General features: G+C 61.5%; 17 protein-coding genes and 2 tRNA genes. 2 read left to right on the plus strand and 17 right to left on the minus strand.

The genetic code is table 11. The features are described from left to right. Positions 1–193 precede the first annotated feature (193 nt). From AB5Z54_RS04965 to AB5Z54_RS05035, 15 genes are all read right to left on the minus strand, one after another. Positions 194–267 (minus strand) — tRNA-Gly (locus tag AB5Z54_RS04965). Between the two features lie 6 nt (positions 268–273). Further along, a tRNA-Pro gene (locus AB5Z54_RS04970) sits at positions 274–350 on the minus strand. A 91-nt stretch (positions 351–441) separates the two neighbouring features. Next, entirely contained in the window at positions 442–1,800 is a 1,359-nt protein-coding gene (brnQ, locus tag AB5Z54_RS04975; RefSeq protein WP_347478387.1) for a branched-chain amino acid transport system II carrier protein, read from the minus strand. Between the two features lie 67 nt (positions 1,801–1,867). Beyond that, entirely contained in the window at positions 1,868–3,007 is a 1,140-nt protein-coding gene (locus tag AB5Z54_RS04980; protein ID WP_347478386.1) for an aminotransferase class V-fold PLP-dependent enzyme, read from the minus strand. After that, positions 3,004–3,255, minus strand: a complete 252-nt coding sequence (locus AB5Z54_RS04985; protein WP_368160615.1) for a putative Se/S carrier protein — start codon at positions 3,253–3,255, stop codon at positions 3,004–3,006. The genes AB5Z54_RS04980 and AB5Z54_RS04985 overlap by 4 nt, the downstream gene beginning before the upstream one ends. Positions 3,256–3,274: 19 nt before the next feature. Beyond that, positions 3,275–3,901, minus strand: coding sequence for a sulfurtransferase-like selenium metabolism protein YedF (gene yedF, locus AB5Z54_RS04990; protein ID WP_347478385.1), 627 nt, complete (start codon positions 3,899–3,901; stop codon positions 3,275–3,277). A gap of 59 nt (positions 3,902–3,960) precedes the next feature. After that, positions 3,961–5,010, minus strand: coding sequence for a selenide, water dikinase SelD (selD, locus tag AB5Z54_RS04995; RefSeq protein WP_368160618.1), 1,050 nt, complete (start codon positions 5,008–5,010; stop codon positions 3,961–3,963). Between the two features lie 70 nt (positions 5,011–5,080). Next, positions 5,081–5,845, minus strand: a complete 765-nt coding sequence (locus tag AB5Z54_RS05000; RefSeq protein WP_347478383.1) for an acyl-CoA dehydratase activase — start codon at positions 5,843–5,845, stop codon at positions 5,081–5,083. A gap of 14 nt (positions 5,846–5,859) precedes the next feature. Then, a complete protein-coding gene (locus AB5Z54_RS05005; protein WP_347478382.1) occupies positions 5,860–7,164 on the minus strand; it encodes a double-cubane-cluster-containing anaerobic reductase in 1,305 nt (434 codons plus the stop codon). 154 nt (positions 7,165–7,318) lie between these two features. Continuing rightward, positions 7,319–8,602 (minus strand): double-cubane-cluster-containing anaerobic reductase, encoded by a 1,284-nt coding sequence (locus tag AB5Z54_RS05010; protein WP_347478381.1) that lies wholly within the window; start codon positions 8,600–8,602, stop codon positions 7,319–7,321. A gap of 429 nt (positions 8,603–9,031) precedes the next feature. Beyond that, entirely contained in the window at positions 9,032–10,102 is a 1,071-nt protein-coding gene (locus tag AB5Z54_RS05015) for a sulfate/molybdate ABC transporter ATP-binding protein (RefSeq protein ID WP_368160621.1), read from the minus strand. 3 nt (positions 10,103–10,105) lie between these two features. Beyond that, entirely contained in the window at positions 10,106–11,548 is a 1,443-nt protein-coding gene (gene modB / locus AB5Z54_RS05020; RefSeq protein WP_347478379.1) for a molybdate ABC transporter permease subunit, read from the minus strand. 68 nt (positions 11,549–11,616) lie between these two features. Next, positions 11,617–12,489: a molybdate ABC transporter substrate-binding protein gene (gene modA, locus AB5Z54_RS05025; RefSeq protein ID WP_368160624.1), complete on the minus strand. Its 873-nt coding sequence runs from the start codon at positions 12,487–12,489 to the stop codon at positions 11,617–11,619. Positions 12,490–12,692: 203 nt separating this feature from the next. After that, positions 12,693–13,172 carry a MogA/MoaB family molybdenum cofactor biosynthesis protein gene (locus AB5Z54_RS05030; protein WP_368160626.1) on the minus strand — a complete coding sequence of 160 codons (480 nt, stop codon included), beginning with the start codon at positions 13,170–13,172 and terminating at the stop codon, positions 12,693–12,695. A 10-nt stretch (positions 13,173–13,182) separates the two neighbouring features. Then, positions 13,183–14,445 carry a molybdopterin molybdotransferase MoeA gene (locus tag AB5Z54_RS05035; protein ID WP_368160628.1) on the minus strand — a complete coding sequence of 421 codons (1,263 nt, stop codon included), beginning with the start codon at positions 14,443–14,445 and terminating at the stop codon, positions 13,183–13,185. A gap of 210 nt (positions 14,446–14,655) precedes the next feature. Here AB5Z54_RS05035 and AB5Z54_RS05040 point away from each other — a divergent pair, with 210 nt between their 5' ends. Beyond that, positions 14,656–16,077 carry a chloride channel protein gene (locus tag AB5Z54_RS05040; RefSeq protein ID WP_368160631.1) on the plus strand — a complete coding sequence of 474 codons (1,422 nt, stop codon included), beginning with the start codon at positions 14,656–14,658 and terminating at the stop codon, positions 16,075–16,077. Positions 16,078–16,163: 86 nt separating this feature from the next. Then, positions 16,164–17,126: a diacylglycerol/lipid kinase family protein gene (locus AB5Z54_RS05045; protein WP_368160634.1), complete on the plus strand. Its 963-nt coding sequence runs from the start codon at positions 16,164–16,166 to the stop codon at positions 17,124–17,126. 86 nt (positions 17,127–17,212) lie between these two features. On the opposite strand, the gene AB5Z54_RS05050 is transcribed toward AB5Z54_RS05045, so the two are convergent. Further along, positions 17,213–17,593 (minus strand): peptide chain release factor family protein, encoded by a 381-nt coding sequence (locus AB5Z54_RS05050; RefSeq protein ID WP_438265573.1) that lies wholly within the window; start codon positions 17,591–17,593, stop codon positions 17,213–17,215. Positions 17,594–17,676: 83 nt separating this feature from the next. Continuing rightward, complete coding sequence (locus tag AB5Z54_RS05055) at positions 17,677–18,255, minus strand: xanthine phosphoribosyltransferase (protein WP_368160637.1); 579 nt, start codon at positions 18,253–18,255, stop codon at positions 17,677–17,679. Positions 18,256–18,584: the final 329 nt, after the last annotated feature.

Raw genomic sequence — 18,584 nt, forward strand, 5'->3', positions numbered from 1 at the left:
GCTCGACCTTCTCCCTGCTGTACATGCGAACCTCCAGTCCGGACCGCTTCACGGTCCAACTTTCTGTCCGCACCCCCTTGCGGCTAGTCCAGGAACTATTTCACCGCAACTTAGGAGGGGATGTGGGGTCCCCGACATGTATATGAAAACGGCTCTGGCACCAAATGGAGCCAAAGCCGTTAAAACTATCCTATGGAGCGGGCGACGGGAATCGAACCCGCGTCATCAGCTTGGAAGGCTGGGGTTCTACCATTGAACTACGCCCGCAAGATATGGTCGGGACGACAGGATTTGAACCTGCGACATCCTGCTCCCAAAGCAGGCGCGCTACCAAACTGCGCCACGTCCCGAAGGTGTTGAGCAGCTAAGGTCTAAACCTTGCGTGTCCCAAAGCGAAGGAAATTATAGGGGAGACTCCCCGCCTGTGCAAGCATTGATGCCTTAGCTCCTCGAATGTGCAACAAAACGACTATGGAGCAGGCCGATCACAAAGGCAACCACGGCAACCGGCGCCCACGCGGCACCGATATCCGCCAGCGGCAGCACATCAAACGGCAGCCACGCGCCCGCAAAGAACGCATCGCGGACCGAGGTGATCACGCTCTGCACGGCAACCACACCGCCGACCCAGACCCACACCTGCGGATGAGCGTCGCAAAAGCCGTGTACCAAACCCATGAGAACCAGCACGATGGCGACGGGATACAAGGCATTGAGTATGGGCACCGAGAACATGAGGATCACGTCGAGGCCCACGTTGGAGAGCACGCACGAAAACGCTGCGAACACAAAGGCAAGAATCGCAAAGGGACGGCGCATGGCCTCCTCGGAGGCCTCCGCTCCCCCTTTAACCACATACGTCTCGCAGAAGTAACGCGAGCAGCAGCTGATAAGGCCAATGCACACGTTCATGCAGGCAAGGAAGAAGATGGCGAAGACCACGACCGTGCCGGCAAGGCCAAAGTGCATGGAGGCAGAGCGGGCAAGGATGGCGGCGCCGTTGGTAGCGTCGGGCATCACGGTGCCGAGCTGCATTCCGGCAAGGCCCAAGCCGCAGTAGATGATGGCCATGAGCACGCCGGCGATCACACCGGAGCGCGAAATTTCAAAAGCGACGCGCTTGTCATCGGTCACGCCCAGCTCGTGAATGGTCTCGGCGATGATGATGCCGAAGGCGAGCGACGCAAGCAGGTCCATGGTCTGGTAGCCGGTCAAGAAGCCTTGGACCGCAGCGCCGGCATCATAGGGAGCTTGCGGGGCAGCAGCCGGTCCCAGCGGCGAGATCACGGCGGCGCCGACAACGAGCACGATAAGCGCAATGAGCGCAGGGCCCGTAATGCGACCGAGCACGCGTGTGATGACACCCGGGCGCAGCGTGAGCGCAAACGCGACGACAAAGAAGCCAACGGCAAACACCAGACGTGCCGTGCCGAGCGAGACGCCCTCGGGCAGCAGCGGTACCAGCATCTCGAAGGCCGTGGAGCTCGTGCGCGGAATAGCCAGGCACGGGCCGATGGCCAGATACACCGCCGCAACGAAGAATTCGCCAAACTTGGGGTGCACGCGGCCGGCAAGCTCGCGCGCCGTTCCGGCAAGCGCCACGGCGATAAATCCCATGACGGGCAGGCCGATGGCGGCAATCAGAAAGCCGAGCATGGCGACCGGCGTGGCAGAACCTGCCTGCAGCGCCAGCAACGGCGGAATAATGAGGTTGCCGGCGCCAAAGAGCATCGAGAACAGGGCGATGCCGACGGTAACGACATGGTCGGAACGCAGACCACGCGAGGCGGATGAGGCCATGAGAGCACCTTTCGAATCAAAACAAAAACGGGACGAGCAAAAGACCCGTCCCGCAAGTATATACGCTTTAGCAGGCTAAATCGCGCAAAGCGTCAATCGCGGTGTCGACTTCCTCGTCCGTGTTGAAATACCCAAACGAGAAGCGAACCACGCCCTGACGCTCGGTCCCCAGCGCTCGGTGCATGAGCGGGGCGCAATGGGCGCCGGGGCGCGTCGCAATCCCCCACCCTTGCATGAGTGCATCCGAGATCTCGGCAGAGTCGATATCGCCCACGTTGAGCGGGACGATCGCCGAGCGCGTCGGTTGGCCAAAGGCACCATAGAGCTTAATCCCCGGAATCTCGCGCACACCGGCAAGGAAGCGATCCGCCAGTGCTCGCTCGTGTGCCGCAATCACCTCGACCCCGCCTTGTGCCTCGATAAAGTCAAGACCTGCGGAAAGTCCCGCGATGCCGTGACCGTTGAGCGTGCCCGCCTCAAGGCGCGTGGGCCACTCAAGCGGCTGCAGTGGATCGAAGCTGTGCACACCCGTGCCACCCATGGCCCACGGCGCCACGTCAATGCCCTCCGCCACGGCCAGGCCACCGGTGCCTTGAGGTCCCATGAGCCCCTTATGGCCGGTAAAGCACACCACGTCAAGCCCCATGGCCTGCATATCGATATGCGCCGTTCCGGCAGACTGCGAGGCATCGACGATTACCAGTGCGCCGGCCGCATGGGCCATGGCCGCCACGCGCGCAATGTCGACCGCGTTGCCGGTCACATTGGAGGCGTGCGTCACCACCACAGCACGCGTGCCCGGCGTGACCAACCGCTCGAGCTCGTCGTAGTCGAGCACGCCGCTCGCATCGCAACCCGCATGCCCAACCGTCACACCCTGCTCTGCCGCCAGGCGGTTGAGCGGACGCAGCACCGAGTTGTGCTCGAGCACCGTCGTGACCACGCGGTCGCCGGGGCGCACCACCCCGTTGATGGCGGTGTTGAGCGCCGCCGTAGAGTTGGGCGTAAAACACACATGGTCCGCCCTCGGGCAACCCAAAAGGCGCGCGAGCTTGGCACGGCAAGCGTGAATCGTACGAGCAGCATCGAGGGCACCCGACGTGGCGCCGCGCCCGGCATTGCCGAGTGAACACATCGCCTGCGTCACGGCATCGATCACTGTCTGCGGCTTGTGCATGGTCGTCGCCGCGTTATCCAGGTAGATCATCGCACGACCTCCCACATATCAATCACGGTATAGCCCTCGGTGGGAACGCCCGCCGCGGTAAGCTCGCTGCGCAGCAGCTCCTCATCGGCAGGCAACGCCTTCCACGCCAGACCGCAGCCGGCAGCGACCTCCCCGGGCACGGGAATCGTTCGCCCGGGAAGGCCGCGCTCGATGTACAGGGACTCGCAGCCCATGGCGGCCGCCGTGGTGGGAAACGTGATGACAAGCGCCGGGCGCTTCTCCCTCATGGCAACTCCAACCAATACGCTACGGGCGCACGACGCGCACGGCCTGCTCCATCTTCTCCACGATCACGTACATATTCGTGACCTCGCCCACCGCAAGCTGGTCTTTAATGCCATAGTGGTCGAGGCAGGTACCGCAGGTGAGAATCTCGACACCCTGCTCGGCCAGGCCCTTCAGGTCATCGAGCACCGGCGAGCCCTCGACGGTGAGCTTGGCACCGCCGTTGTAGAACAGCATGGTCGCGGGCAGTTCCTCCTGCTGCGTCACGGCAAAGATAAACGCCTTCATGAGCTTGTGGCCCAGCTCGTCGTCGCCACGGCCCATGCAATCGGTATAGACGGAAATGACAAGTTTGCCCTTGCCGGCGCTGGCGTCGCAGAAAGCAGCGCCGTCCTGCTCGGGGTCCGCAACGGCCACGGCACCGGCGGTCGCGACGGTCACGTGCCACTCAGCGTCAGAAACCTTCTCGACTGAGGCCGTGCAGCCCTTCTCCTGCGCCATCTTGGAGATGTTCTTGACGGCGGTCTCGTTGTCGACCGAGGTCACGACTGTGCCCTCGCCATCGAGCTGCTTCAGGGCTCTGAGCGTCTTGACGACGGGCAGCGGGCAGGCATCGCCCATGGCATTGACTTCAATTTTGGTAGACATAGTTTTTCCTTTCAAAAGGGACCGCCCAGAACAGTAGGCGGTCGCATAAACGGTTTTCCTTAATGCACAACGCGAACGGCAGGACCGCGTGGTACCGGCTCGTACACGCGCCCGACGACGACGGCGATACGTCCTTCGGCATGTAGACGGCTCGCAAGCTCATCCACATCGGCAGCAGGTGCCGCGATAAGCAGGCCACCAGACGTCTGCGGGTCGTACAGCGCGTCGAGCATGCCCGGCTCAAGGTCCTCGTCGGCCGTCACGCGCGGGCCAAAGAAGTCCTGGTTGCGGTAGGAGCCCGCGGGGATAATGCCCAAACGCGCCATGTCGAGCACCTGGTCAAAGAGTGGCACCGCCCCCGACGCAAGCTCAACTTGCACGCCCGAGCCCTCGGCCATCTCGCATGCGTGCCCGATCAGACCAAAGCCCGTAATGTCGGTGCAGCCGTGAAGCTCAAGTCCCTCGGCCAGACGAATCGGAGCCTCGTTGAGGGTGCGCATCGAGTCAAACATGGCTGCGGCCTCGTCCTGCTCGATGAGCTCGCCCTTAATGGCCGTGGTGATGATGCCCGAGCCAACCGCCTTGGTCAGCAGTAACGCATCGCCCACGCGCGCGCCGCTGTTGGCGAGCATGCGGTCGAGCGCGACAAACCCGCTCACGGACAGGCCGTACTTGGGCTCGTCGTCGTTGATGGTGTGACCGCCCGCGATGGAGCAACCCGCCTCGACGCACTTGTCGGCGCCGCCCGCCAGAATCTGACCGGCAACCTCAACGCTCAGACAGCTCGGGATGCACAGCAAGTTCATGGCATGGCTCGGCCGCCCGCCCATGGCGTAGATGTCCGACAGTGAGTTTGCCGCGGCGATCTGGCCAAATAGAAACGGGTCGTCGACCATCGGTGGGAAGAAGTCGATGGACTGCACGAGCCCAAGGTTCTCCCCTACGCGGAAGACGCTCGCATCGTCGGAGGTATCGAACCCCACGAGCAAGTTGTCGTTATGCACATTGGGTAAATCGCCCAGGACCTGGGCGAGGGCTCCGGGGGCCAACTTAGCGGCTCAACCGCTCGCGGCCGTCATAGACGTGAGCTTAATCTGATCGTCAGCCATCGATACCTCCTCTCATCGGTCAATCATTTTCTCCCAGTATACGCATGAATGCGAGCCTGCGGCGGATGCATTAATTGAGCGCCTGTGCGCGAATCGCCGCGCCAATCGCTCCGGCAAAGCGAGCCTGGGGCGAGGTGGTCACCGGCGACCCCAGTAGCTCGCCCAACCGCTCCACCACGAAGGCGTTCTCGCACAGGCCACCGGTCAGGTAGTACGGGGCGCCCGCGGCCTGCCCGGCCATGGTCGCCACGCGCGAGACCACGCTGTCGATCACGCCACGTGCAATGTTCTCGCGCGGCTCACCGCGACCGATCAGGCTGATAACCTCACTTTCGGCAAACACCGTGCACATGCTGCTGATCTTGGTAGGCTCACCGGAACGCGCCAGGACGGCCATCTGCTGCTGGGAAATGCCTAGGCGGTCGGCCATGATCTCCAAAAAGCGCCCCGTGCCGGCAGCGCACTTGTCGTTCATGGCAAACTTGGCCACGCGGCCACCCTTAAGTTGGATGACCTTGGTGTCCTGACCGCCCACGTCGATCACGGTGCCGTGGTCGCCAAACAGGCGCACGGCGCCGGTGCCGTGGCAGGTAATCTCGGTCACGACCTTGTGCGCATAGGGCACGGCGACACGGCCGTAGCCAGTCGCGATCACGCGCACGTCGTCGGCAGCCACGTCATAGCCAGCCGCGGCAAGCTCGCCGCGCAGGCGCTCGGCCGCATCAACCGAGGAGAACCCGGTTGGCTGCACGCACGTCCATGCCACCGAACCTTCCCCATCGACCACAGCGGCCTTAGCCGCCGTAGACCCGATATCGATCCCGATCCCTACCATGGCCCTCTCCCAATCTAAACATCAAAGGTAGCGGCGCGTTCAGGCGCCTTAGCTCTAGGTTTCTCAGGTGCCGGAGATTGCCCCGAAAGAGGAGCGCAGCGTACTTTGGGTACGCAAGCGACGGTTTGAGGGGCAAGATCCGGTGCCTGAGAAAGCTGGAGGGTTTCGATGAAGGCGGCGATGCGAGTCTCGATCTGACCCATGTCGCCGTTGCTGTAATCGGTCTCGATCTTCATATACGGAATGCCCGCACCCTCGACTGCCTCCTGCATGCGCGCACTCTCCACGTTAAAGGTGTGGCACGCCTGGAGCACGCTCTCCACTACGCCATCGACGTGATACTTCTCGCACATGGCCAGCGTGTTTTCCATACGACCGTCGTTTGGCGTCATGACCGAGCAGTTGATGTCCAGGTAGCGGTCGGCGATGGCGCGCAGGATGTCGGGCGCGTCCGGGTCGATCATCATGGCCGCCGTGCGCTCGCCCGAGCAGTCGTCCATGCACACGACCACACCGCCGTTGGACTCGATGGTGCGACCGATCTTGTTGATCACGCCGCCCGCCGGGCAGCCGGTGATCAGAATGCGCTTGGCATCCGCCGCAACCGGGCGCTCGCCCGCGTCGTAGGCCTCGCGCAGCTTGACAACCTTTTGCTCCAGCTGCTGCGTATAGGCCTCGATATCAAAGCTAAACGTACCGGCGAACATAGTGCTCATCAGGTCGACGCCGCTCATGGCCGCCGGCTGGTTGGCCTGCAGAGCAAACATGTCGAGCTGGGCCGCACGCAAGCGGTTGCGACGACGGACGGCAGCGCGCAGGTCATCGTCGGTAATCGTGATTCCGTAGAAACCCTCGAGCTCCTCCTTGAGCAGACGGCACTCCTCGTACCAGCCTTCACGCTCATAGGCGCGATCGCGACCCTGCGGAAGATGCAGAATGTGCGTGCGCTTGAGCTCGTTGAGTAGCTCGTACATCTTCTTCTTGCCGTCGCAGGTGGTCTCACCGATGATCATGTCGCTAAAGTACGTAAACGGGCACTTTTGCGAGTAAACAAAACCGTAGGTCGACTTGATGAGCGGGCAGAGGTTTGCCGGCAGCACCTTCTCGGCCTCGGGGGTCACCTCATCGGATGTACCGCACAGCGCCACGCTCGCAGCGCCCGCGGCATCGATAATCTCGAGCGGCGTATAGCTGCACAAAAAGCCGACCAGGCGATTACCCGCCTGCTTATAATCCTTGACGCGAATAAACGCCGCCTTGCGTTGCTCGTTGAACTCCTCAAACGTGGACGGCAACGGCTGCTCAATATTTTCCGACATATAACTCCTTAACAAACCTTTTAACCAACCAAGGAAACGGCTTTCCCAGGTGCCCGAGGTTGCCGTGAAAGAGGAGCGCCGCGTACTTTGGTATGCAAGCGATGGTTTGAACGGCAAGATCGGGTGCTTGGGGAAGCCGCTGGACCGGATAGCCCTAAATGGTTTCCAAGAAAGCCTCAATCCTGGTTTGCAGTTGGCCTGCATCCTCGCCGGCGTAGTCGGTCGTGATGTGCATAAACGGGATGCCGGCCTCTTCGGCGGCCTTCTCCACGGCAAACGACTCCATCTCGTAGAGCGCGCAGAACTGCAAGGCCACGTCGACGATGCCGTCGGCATGCAGGTCCTTGGCCATCTGGACAATGTCCTTCATACGCTGGTCGTTGGGCGTAAAGACGGCGCAGTTGATCTTAAAGTAGCGCTCGGCGATGGCGTCGAGCATCTCGCCAACCGTCTCACCGGACTCGTCGACCAGGTCCTTGTAGTAGCGCGAGCCCGTGCAGGACTCCTCGCCCACCACGACGCCGCCGGCCTTCTCGATGAGGTTGAACAGCTTCCAGTTGGGCACGGCCATGGGCGTACCGGTGTACAGGATGCGCTTGGTGCCCTTGGGCGCCACACCCTCGCCGGCCTCAACGCGCTGCTCGCACTCAGCCGCCATTTCGTTGATGGCGCCGGTCAGGCGCGGCGTGTCATCCATAAAGGCGGCCTGAACGGTCAGCAGGCTGTCGAGACCGCTGATGGGCGCCGGATCGGCAGCGCGGGTCGCAGCCAGACGCTGCAGGGCGCGACGCTTCTCGTTGACGGCGTGGATGGCAGCCTTCAGGCGCTCAGGCGTAATCGTGACGCCGCACTCTTCCTCGATCTTGGCGGCAAGCTTCTTGACCTCGGCCTTCCAGGTCACGAGCGTCGACTCGTCGTGCACGTTGGGAATATCCATGACGTACATGTTCTTTTGCGTGGCAAAGAACTCGTAGGCCTTCTTCTTGCCATCGCAGGTGTTCTCGCCTACCACCAAGTCACTCGACTCAATGTAGGGGCAGACCTCGCCCAGCTTAAAGCCGGCAAAGCTCTTGATGAGCGGGCAGGTGTTGCGCGGCAGATGCTCCTCGACCTTGTCGGTCGCCCAGTCGGCACCCGAGCACAGACCAACGGGAATGCCGTCACAGGCAAGTACGATCTCCTCGGGCACGTACACACAGAACGAACCGACGATCTTGGTGGCCTCGCCGGCCTCCTTCTTGTCGAGCATCTCCTTAATACGGCCGCTGTGGATGTTGGTGGCGACAAAATCCAGGTAGGACGTGGACTTGGGGCGATTGTTCTGCGTCAGGAACATATCGCCGTACATCTGGCCCACGGCGCCCAGCAGCATGTCGTGGTCGGCAAGATTCATGCCGAGGCTCTCCCACATCGGATGGAAATCAAATTCTTCAGCCATGACGGTTCCCCTCTCGAATCAAAAATGAATAGCTACGGTATTGCTGCACGGTGGGTGGCGAAAACCCGACCGCGACTAAACCCGGAATTTTGGGGAACCTGCTTTGCAGCTGATTATTTAGTTGTGCGTCGTCTCTCCCGGAGCCGTGAACATACCTGCTCATATGCGGCTCCGAGCCATATATAGGGCACGCGCGGCAACGCGGCGAATATATGTCGTCTGCGGCATGTGCGCACCCTCCTTTACAAGATAAGGTCAACTATATCAACGGTCATCGAACATGCGAACACCGTTGACATTCGTACGACAGCGTCGTGTGCCGTCGTTTAATAAATAATCTTTTTTATTGATAAGAGTTTGTCATCCCTCATTCGGCGAGCGGCAAGACAAAGCCGCCGAGGCTTATATCCCCGACGGCATTACCCGGCACTATCGACAAACCAAGTGGATTCTACTCGCATCGAAGTGCATGCGCAGCGTCTCGCCTGCTTGCGGCAGCTCGTCGACAGGCACGCCCACCTTGTTGACCTTCCACTGCAGACGCGTGGGCGCATCGCCGCGTGGCACGTCCAGCAGCACCAGCCGCTCAAAACGCGAATCGCTCACACGGGCCACGTGCAAATCATAGCTGTTGCGACCCCGCTCAGCGCGATTGTCAACATGGAAGTAGCTTGCGCGAACGCCCAAGTACGCCACATTATCGGGAACCGCGCGACCCACGTTAAAGGTCATGCCCCAGTCGAGGGCCTCAACTTCTTCGTCACCGATCTTGCGCGCCCGGCTTGTGTTCTTGCAGCCCGTCAGGCGCAGCGCCGCCAGCGTCTGCGGACGGCGGACCACGTCCTCGATGGAGCCGATCTCCTCAACATGCCCGTCGTGCATCACGCAGATGCGCTGGCACAGGCGGCATGCCTCATCGATGTCGTGGCTCACGTAGAGCACGGTGCGGTTGCACACATCGAACAGGTCGAGCATGTTCTGTTCGAGCGCGCTCTTAAGATAGGAATCGAGTGCGCTCATGGGCTCGTCGAACATAAAGATGCCCGGGTGCGCCGCCACCATGCGCGCGAGCGCCACGCGCTGCTGCTGGCCGCCCGAGAGGCGCGCGGGATAGCGGTCGGCGAAATCAGCCAGTCCAAAGATACCCAGGTAGCGCTCGGCAAGCTGCTTGCGCGCCGCGGCGTCGCCCGCATCCTTTACGCCGGCACATACGTTATCGGCCACTGTCATATTAGGGAACAGCTGATAGTTTTGGAACAGCAGGGCGCATTTTCGCTCCTGAGGCGACAGGTTGATGCCCGCTGCCGAGTCAAAAAAGGTCACGCCGTTGACGACGATCCTGCCCTCGTCGGGCGTCTCCACGCCGGCGATGCAGCGCAGCGTACAGCTCTTGCCGCAACCCGAGGCGCCCAGCAGTGCCACACGCTCCTCGCCGGCCTCAAGCTGCATGTCGAGCATAAACCCGGGATAGCGCTTTTTGATATCCAGAACGAGTGACATGACCTATCGACCTCCCTGCGGCGCCGCATCATCGCGCATGAGCTCGGCCAGCGCCTCGCGATCGATACGCAGCGCATCGCCGCCGACTGGGTCGAGCGAATCGCCCTGTCCGGCGAGATCTTTGGCCTGTTTGCGCTCCGCACGGGAAAGGCCCCGCTCGCGATACTTTTGCGAATGAGCGGTGTACATGTTGATGAACAGGATGACCAGGAAGCTAAACACGATCACGACGACGACCCAAAAGAGGGCCACCGACGTGTTGCCGCCCATCCACTCAAAGTAGATGGCAATGGGAATGGTCTGCGTAATACCGGCGTAGTTGCCCGCAAAGAACAGGGTGCAGCCAAACTCGCCCATCGCGCGGGCAAAGGCGAGTACCGTGCCGGCGGCAATCGAGGGCCAGCCAAGCGGCATCATAAGCTTGGTAAAGATGCGACGCTCGGACCAGCCCAGCGTGCGCGCCGCATCGAGCATTTGCGTGTCGAGGCTCTCAAAGGCACCGAGGGCCGTTCGATAGACCAGGGGGAACGACACCACCACGGCAGAGATCACCGCCGCAGGCCACGTAAAGACAATCGAGATACCGTGCGCGATAAGCCACTGGCCCACCCCGGTCGAGCGGCCAAACAGCATGAGGAGCAGAAAGCCGCAGACCGTGGGCGGCAGCACCATAGGGATGGTAAAGACCGAGTCGAGCAGGCCCTTGATGCGACTCGAGGTACCCATGGTCTTCCACGCGGCGAACAGGCCCAGCGCAAACGCGATCACCAGGGCAAGACCGCTCGTTTTAATGGACACCCAAAACGGGCGATAGTCGATGTCGCCCAAAAAGGAAGCCAGAGAGGTCAAGGGCCCCTGCTCATCCCGCAACACGACAGACGATGCTTCTACCATGTGAGCGCTATCAAGCCAACGCGCGCCGCCCTTGGCATCACCCGAGGCTGATGCAATCACCACATAACGGTCCCCATCCGCACCGCGCTCGTCAAAGCTATAGGTATACCCGCCGGCATCAAACGTTGTTTCCGCCGTGACATACCAAGGAAGATCCACGTCCCCCAGCTGCGCACCTCCCATGCAGTTTGCGCTGTCGAGCTCACAGACGAGGGCCTTGAGACCCGATACGCACTCGTTGTCCTGGGGATCCAATCCAAACTTCTCGACCGCCTTGGGCGATATCCACACCACAACGCGATCGGCAGCAGGCGCCACTACAAGGTCCACGTCCTCGTCAACGGGAAACCGGTAGCCCTCAGGCTGGCCCTCCATGGCACGAGCGGTCCCCTTGGCCAACCGCTCAAAACCCTCGATCCCATAGGAAAGCCCATGAGCGGTCGCAGCAACCTGGGCCCCGTCCTCAGCGTCCCCAGCAAACGCAAATCCCGGCACCCAGCAAAGCACGAAGGTCAAAGCACAGGCGACAAGCATGCGGAATCTATTAAGCACGAAAAGCTCCAAGCGAATACAAGGACGGAGTGAAACACAAAACGATGGAATTATCGCGCCAAGCCGCACTACGCGGAAAGCTCAAAGCCGTACTTAGCCCAAATCTTCTGAGCCTTCTTGTTGGTCAGACAGAAGTCGATGAACGCCTTGGCTTCGTCGGCATGCTCGGAGCTCTCGGCGACAGCGCCCGGATACACGATGGGCTTGTGCGAGTCCTCGGGACACACGAAGGCCTCCTCGATGCCGTCGTAGCGGAAGATATCGGAGCTGTAGACAAATCCAGCCACGCAGTCGCCTGTGGACACATAGGCGGCGGCGGTACCAACTTTATCGGCCAGTGCGACCTTGTCGGCAATCTCGGGAGCATAATCACCGTCGTCGCCCTCGGTGCCGGTGTAGAGGCCCACGGAGGCCAGGGCCTGGTTGGCGTACTTTCCGGCGGGAACGGTCTTGGCGTCGCCGATGGCGATCTTGCCGTCCAGATTCGCGACGCCGGCGATGGCCTCGACCTTGGTATCGGAGCCCTCGGCGCGAATGATCACAAGGTCGTTGACGAACATGTCCTCACGCGTGTCGGCGTCGACGAGCTCGGCGGCCTCGGCGTCGTCCATGGTGCCCTTGGAGGCCGTGATGAGCACGTCGACGGCGGCACCGGCGCGCATCTGCTCGACAAGGTCGCCAGACGCCTTAAACTGCGTGTCGGCAAAGGTGGTGCCGGTCTGCTCGGTGTAGAGCTCCTGAACCTCGGGCAGGGCCTTCTCGAGCGAGTTGGCGGCAAAGACCTGCAGCTCGACAGCTTTCTTGGAAGATGCCTTAGCAGAACCGGCATCGGATCCGGCCGGCTCGGACGTCTTGCTGCCCGAACAGCCGGCAAGACCAAGGCCGGCAGCGGCGACAGCAGAAAGCGAAACGAATCCGCGGCGAGAAACCATATCGAACATGTTCAACCCTTTCGAACGCTATGCCCGGGCACCCCGCCGCGGGCTTTAATCTGCAATCAGATTATACTTCTGCGCGAATAATGATAGTGAGATATTATTCTCGTAAGAGAATATAGTTTCAAATTACCGTGCACCTCGGCGTCGCTTCGGCGGAAAACAAAAGCGGAGCAGCCGTTCAGGTCGCCCCGCCGCAGGTAAACCACCTAGTTGGTATGTCCGCCGCCCGCTGTCATCTGAGCCGCATGCTCCAGCTGGTCCGCTATGGCCTCCCAGCTTTCGCGGGCGGCCTTCGTAGAACCGGGAAAGTTTACGACAAGTGTATGACCTCGTTGCATGCAAATAGCACGCGAGAGCATTGCGTGGCGCGTCTTGGTCATCGAGTACGCACGAATCGCCTCGGCAATACCCGGCACATCGCGGTCGCAGACGGCACGCGTCGCCTCGGGCGTCACATCGCGCATCGAAAGCCCCGTGCCGCCGCAGGTGAGCACGACATTGGCGTGGCACTCATCGGCGGCTTCCACAATGGCATCACCGATCTCGCTGGCGTCGTCGCGCACGACCACATGCGAGGCGACCGTCCAGCCCTGCGCCACGATGAGCTCCTCGAGGGCAGCGCCCGCCTCGTCCTGGACAAGGTCGCGCGTATCCGAGCACGTCACGATCGATATCTTCAACTCCATAGCGTTCCTCCTATAGCACCGTTCCCTCGGGCAGGTCGACGCGCACAACGTCCACGACATCCCCCGCCTTGAGCTCGCACGGCCCTTCGTCAATACGCAGCAGGCAGTTGGCCCGCTGCATCGTGCCGAGCAGCGCCGAGTTCTGCGTCTTAGCCTCGGTCACCAACAACTCACCGGTCTCGGGGTCGCGCAAAACCGTGGCGCGATCGAAGAAGCGTCGGTCCTGGCGCTTCTTCACGCCGTGTGTGAGCGTCGCCTGCTGCACGGGACGCACGCCCTCGGCAAAGCCGCGCATCTTGCGAATAGCCGGGCGGGCGAGCATCTCAAAGCCCACATACGCCGCCGCGGGATTGCCCGAAAGCCCCAAATATGGCTTGTCCCCAAGCAGACCAAACGTTATGGCCTTGCCCGGACGCATCGAGATGCGGTCAAACAGCACCTCGCCCTCGCGCCGGACGAGCGCCGTCACGAAATCGTAATCGCCCGAAGAGGCGCCGCCGCTCGTAATGACAAAGTCGCACTCCTGCACGGCACGATGAACCAGCTCGGCAATCGCCTGCTCATCGTCGGGCGCAATGCCGTAGAACACGGGCTCGGCGCCGGCATCGAGCGCCTCGGCCATCAACGCCGACGAGTTGGAGTCGCGAATCTGCCCGCGCGCCGGCAGCTCACCCGGCGCGACCAGCTCCGTGCCCAGCGAGATAATGCCCACGCGCGGAGCGGCATGGACCTTCACGCTCGCGTAACCGGCGCTTGCCAGCAGGCCGGCGCCGGCCGGAGCCACAACCTCACCGGCGCGCATCACGACGTCGCCGGCATGGGCCTCCTCGGCGGCAGAGCGAACGTTCTCCCCCACCGTGGCCGGCGCCGAGAACCTCACACGCGAGCCCTCGTTGCCGTCACCGTCGAGCACATCGACGATCTCGTATTTCACCACGGCATCGGCACCTTCGGGTACCGGCGCGCCCGTCATGATGCGGACCGTCTCGCCCGCGCCGATTACGCCCTCAAACACATGTCCCGCAGCCTCGTGTCCGATAACGTCGAGCGTCACCGGCGCCTCGCCAGACGCCTGCGCCAAGTCCGCCGAGCGCACGGCATATCCGTCCATAGCACTGTTGGCAAACGGCGAGATGTCGATGTCGGCCACCGCGTCCTCGGCCAAGGGAAGACCGGTGACCTGCCACACGGGAATCTCGACGAAATCGGTCGGAGCAACGTGCGACAGAACAATCGACTGCGCGTCCTCCAGCGGAATGAGTTTCTCTGCCATATGCACCTCTTAATGCCACGGCGCACAACAGGGGCGCCGATTCTTTATGCTTGTCTCAGTATAATCCCCAGACGCACGACCGCGACTTGGCCTGTACCCGCAAATACACCTGTCGGCCGCAAGCCACGAAACAGAATCGAAACCAACCCACCGGCTCGTCGCGTTTACCGCGTTTTATAATGCTTGCGTTGCAACCTAAAAGAGGAACGTATGACTCATAACGACAAACCCGAAAGCGCAAACGAGGCGCAAGACCATCCCCAGCCGCTCGACGACGGCGGTTTTTTCTCCCTGAACGACGTCATCACGGCAGGCAGGCATCAACTTACCCGCTCCGAGCATCTCTTGGCTGCCGACACGCGCCGCAACGCCCGCAACCTACTCGCGAGTGCCAAGTTGCTCGTACTCGTCGTCATCGTCTCGCTCGCCATGGGCGTTGCCGCTTGGGCGTTTTTGGCCTCGTTGAATATCGCGACCGACTATCGCGAGCACCATGCGTGGATTTACGCGCTTCTTCCCGTTGTGGGCGTTGCCACCGCATGGGTGTACAAAAACCACGGTCTTGCCGCCAAACGCGGTAACAACCTGGTCATCGACTCCGCTCTGGGCACCCGCCTCATCCATATGCGCATGGCCGTCCTCACCTTCGTCTGCTCCACGCTCACGCACCTAACGGGCGGATCGGCCGGTCGCGAGGGAGCTGCGGTGCAGATTGGCGGCACCATCGCCAGCAACATCTCGAGCCTCGCCCACCTCAAAAAGCATGACCACCACGACCTCATGCTCGCCGGAATCTCGTCGGCCTTTGGCGCCGTATTCGGCTCGCCCCTTGCCGGAGCTTTCTTTGGCATGGAGATGTGCTTTATCGGCAAGATCGACTACACCGCGGGCATCTATTGCCTGGTCGCGTCGTTTACCGGCTACTTTACATCACTCGCCCTGGGTACCGAGTACGAAGTGAATGTCATCGCCAGCGTTCCCGCTATGACGCCTACAACGGTCGTCATCGTTGTTATCAGTGCCATCATCTTCGGTCTGACGGCACGCCTCTTTGCGTGGTCGGTTCGAACCGTCAAGAGCCTGTACGGTCGCTTTATCATCAATTACCTCGTTCGCGCACTTATAGGCGCACTCGTGGTTTTAGCCGCCTATGCCCTCCTCGACGCCTGGGACTACGCCGGCCTTTCCACGTGGCTTTCCGGCACCGGATTTGCGGGCAACACCACCCTGGCGGACGCAGCCATCAAGTTGGTCGTCACAGCGCTTACCCTGGGCGCTGGCTTCCAAGGCGGCGAGGTCACGCCCCTGTTTGGCATCGGTGCGGCACTCGGTGGCTGGATCGGTTACCTTACCGGGCTCGACCCCAGTTTTCTGGCGGCTCTCGGCATGCTCGGCGTGTTCTGCGCCGGCCTCAACGTACCCATCACCACCTGCATGATGGCCATCGACCTGTTCCACGGCACGGCCGCCGGGTTCTTTGTCATCGTGGCCTTTATCAGCTACCTAACCGGCGGACACCGCGGCGTGTACCCCGCCCAACGCATCATCTCACCCAAGCGCCGTTCGCTTATTGTGGATGAGGGCGGTACGGTAGCGGATGCTATCGAGCGCCACAACGACCTGATAGAGTAGATGTAATAATCGCCGTGCAGCCACAATCGGGGGCAACTCTACCTGAGCGCGACCGCACTGTCATGTCACACGCCGGGAGTCGCCCCATGCACGCAACTGATTTTGGTCGCACGCTCATCATCGCCAACCCAGCCGCCCAGTCGGGCGCCGCGCGCGAGGTTGCCGAACGCCTGCAGCGCTTTTTGGATATGACCGCACGCGCATCCCAGTTTGACCTGGTACTAACCGAACGCACGGGGCACGCCAAGGAGCTTGCCGCACAGGCTCAGGGCTATCGCACTGTTATCGCCCTTGGCGGCGACGGCGTGATCCACGAGGTCGTCAATGGACTCATGACGCAGGATGAGGCGGTCCGGCCCGCCCTTGCCGTCCTGCCCGTGGGCTCCGGCAACGATTTTGCCCAGACGCTCGGCATCGAAGATTTCTCCGGCAAGGATTTTGGCGCGCTGCTCACCTGTGAGCTGCAGCGTCAGGACATCGGGCGGATTCGCTCATGGAACCCCGCAAGCGGTAGCGGCGAATGTTCCGTTGAGTACTATGACCAGACGCTTTCGATCGGCATCGATGCTGCTATCGGCCTTGGCACCACCGAACTGCGCAAAAAGACCGGCTTGACGGGCGCCCCGCTCTACACCCTCTCGGGACTTGAGCAGTTTGGCCTACGCTATCGCAACTACCCCATGGCAGTCAGCTTTGACGGCGCGCCCGCCGAGCGCGTAAGGGCGATCGTCATGGCGATTCAGCTGGGTCCTACCTATGGCTCGGGCTATCGTATCTGTCCCGAAGCCGACCCCTGTGACGGCATACTCGACGTCTGCTACGCCTGCGGCCCCGTTCCGCGCGCGGTCGCGCTTCCCATGTTCCTTTCGGCCAAAGATGGCCACCACACCAAGCTGCCACCGGTTCGCATGCGCCGCTGTCGCCATGCCGAGCTTACCTTTGAGGAGCCCGACTACCCCATCCAGGCCGACGGGGAGCCCGTTGTCGCCTCGCGCATCGAGGTCGACGTCCTCGGCGGCGCCCTCAACGTCTGGCGCCCCACCCACTAGCCACCCCTAAGTTGCGGTGAAATAGGGACTGTTTATGCAGTTAAAGCCGCAAAACAGTCCCTATTTCACCGCAACTTATGAAGAGATCATTCGTCGCTGCCCGGTTTGCGACGGTTGGCCTTTTTAATGGCGTTGAAGTGCTTGTCATTGAGCCTGTGCTGGCGAGAGCGCTGAGGCACCTTGGTCTTTACGCGTCGGCGCGGTGGACGCCCGCGACACTCAAGCTCAGCGCGCAGCTTACGCAGGCAGCTGCTACGGTTTTGGAACTGGCTGCGGCTCTCACGCGCCGTCACGGTAATCCCCGAAGGGATATGCTTCATGCGCACCGCCGAGTCCGTCGTGTTCACGCCCTGCCCACCCGGGCCCGTCGCGCGAAACACCTGCACCTCGCAATCGCGCGCCAACTCCTCGACCGACATCTCGGCATAGTGCGCATACTCACGCCATCCCATCTTGTTCTCATCCATATCAACACCTCCCCTCATACAAAAAATGTGACAAAGGGAAAGTCCCTTTGTCACATCGCATACCAATCGCTTGTGTTACGCACTTAGGCGAAGGTGATCTCGCCGGTATCGCAGTCCATATCGGCGATACGGGCCAGGCTCTCAACACGGAAGCCGCGCTCGCGGAGCTTATCGCCACCGCCCTGGAAGCCCTTCTCAACGGCGATGCCAATACCGGATACCTCGGCACCCGCAGCCTCGCAGATCTTGATAAGACCCTCGAGCGCGCAGCCGTTGGCCAAAAAGTCGTCGATAATCAGAACCTTGTCACCCTCGGACAGGAAGCGCTTGCCGACGATGACCGGGTACTCCTTCTGCTTGGTAAAGGAGTAGATGGTCGTGGCATACTGCTCGCCGTCGAGGTTGATGGACTGCGCCTTCTTGGCAAAGACCACCGGCACGCCGCCAAAATGCTGAGCCGCGATACAAGCCATGCCAATGCCCGAAGCCTCGATCGTCAGGATCTTGTTGATCTCGACATCCTCGAACAGACGGGCCCACTCGGCGCCCATGTGGTCGAACAGCTCAACGTCGCATTGGTGGTTGAGGAAGGCATCAACCTTAAGGACGTTACCGGCCTTTACGATGCCGTCATGGCGAATACGATCCTCAAGCTCCTGCATGGCGCAACCCCTTCTCACGGCAACGATACCGCGCGATTAATAAACGTTGTTCGATAGTCTACCACGGACCGACCCCCGCCCGCCCCACAAGCCGCATCGCACCACAAACCAGTCTTTTTGGGACGGCGCGAATCGTGGCAGACAGCCTCCCAACACGCTAATGGCGGGCGCGCATCTTCACCAAACGCACCATAGCAAGCGCAAAGCCCACAGCGGCCACAGCCATAAGTACGTAAAACACCGAGCGAAAGCCGAATAGGAATACATCCGGACGGCCTGCAACAAAACTGGTCACGGCCTCGCCCATCGCCACGCTCATCTGCCCATAC

The organism is Collinsella aerofaciens, assembly GCF_040910185.1.
GTDB lineage: Bacteria > Actinomycetota > Coriobacteriia > Coriobacteriales > Coriobacteriaceae > Collinsella > Collinsella aerofaciens_BF.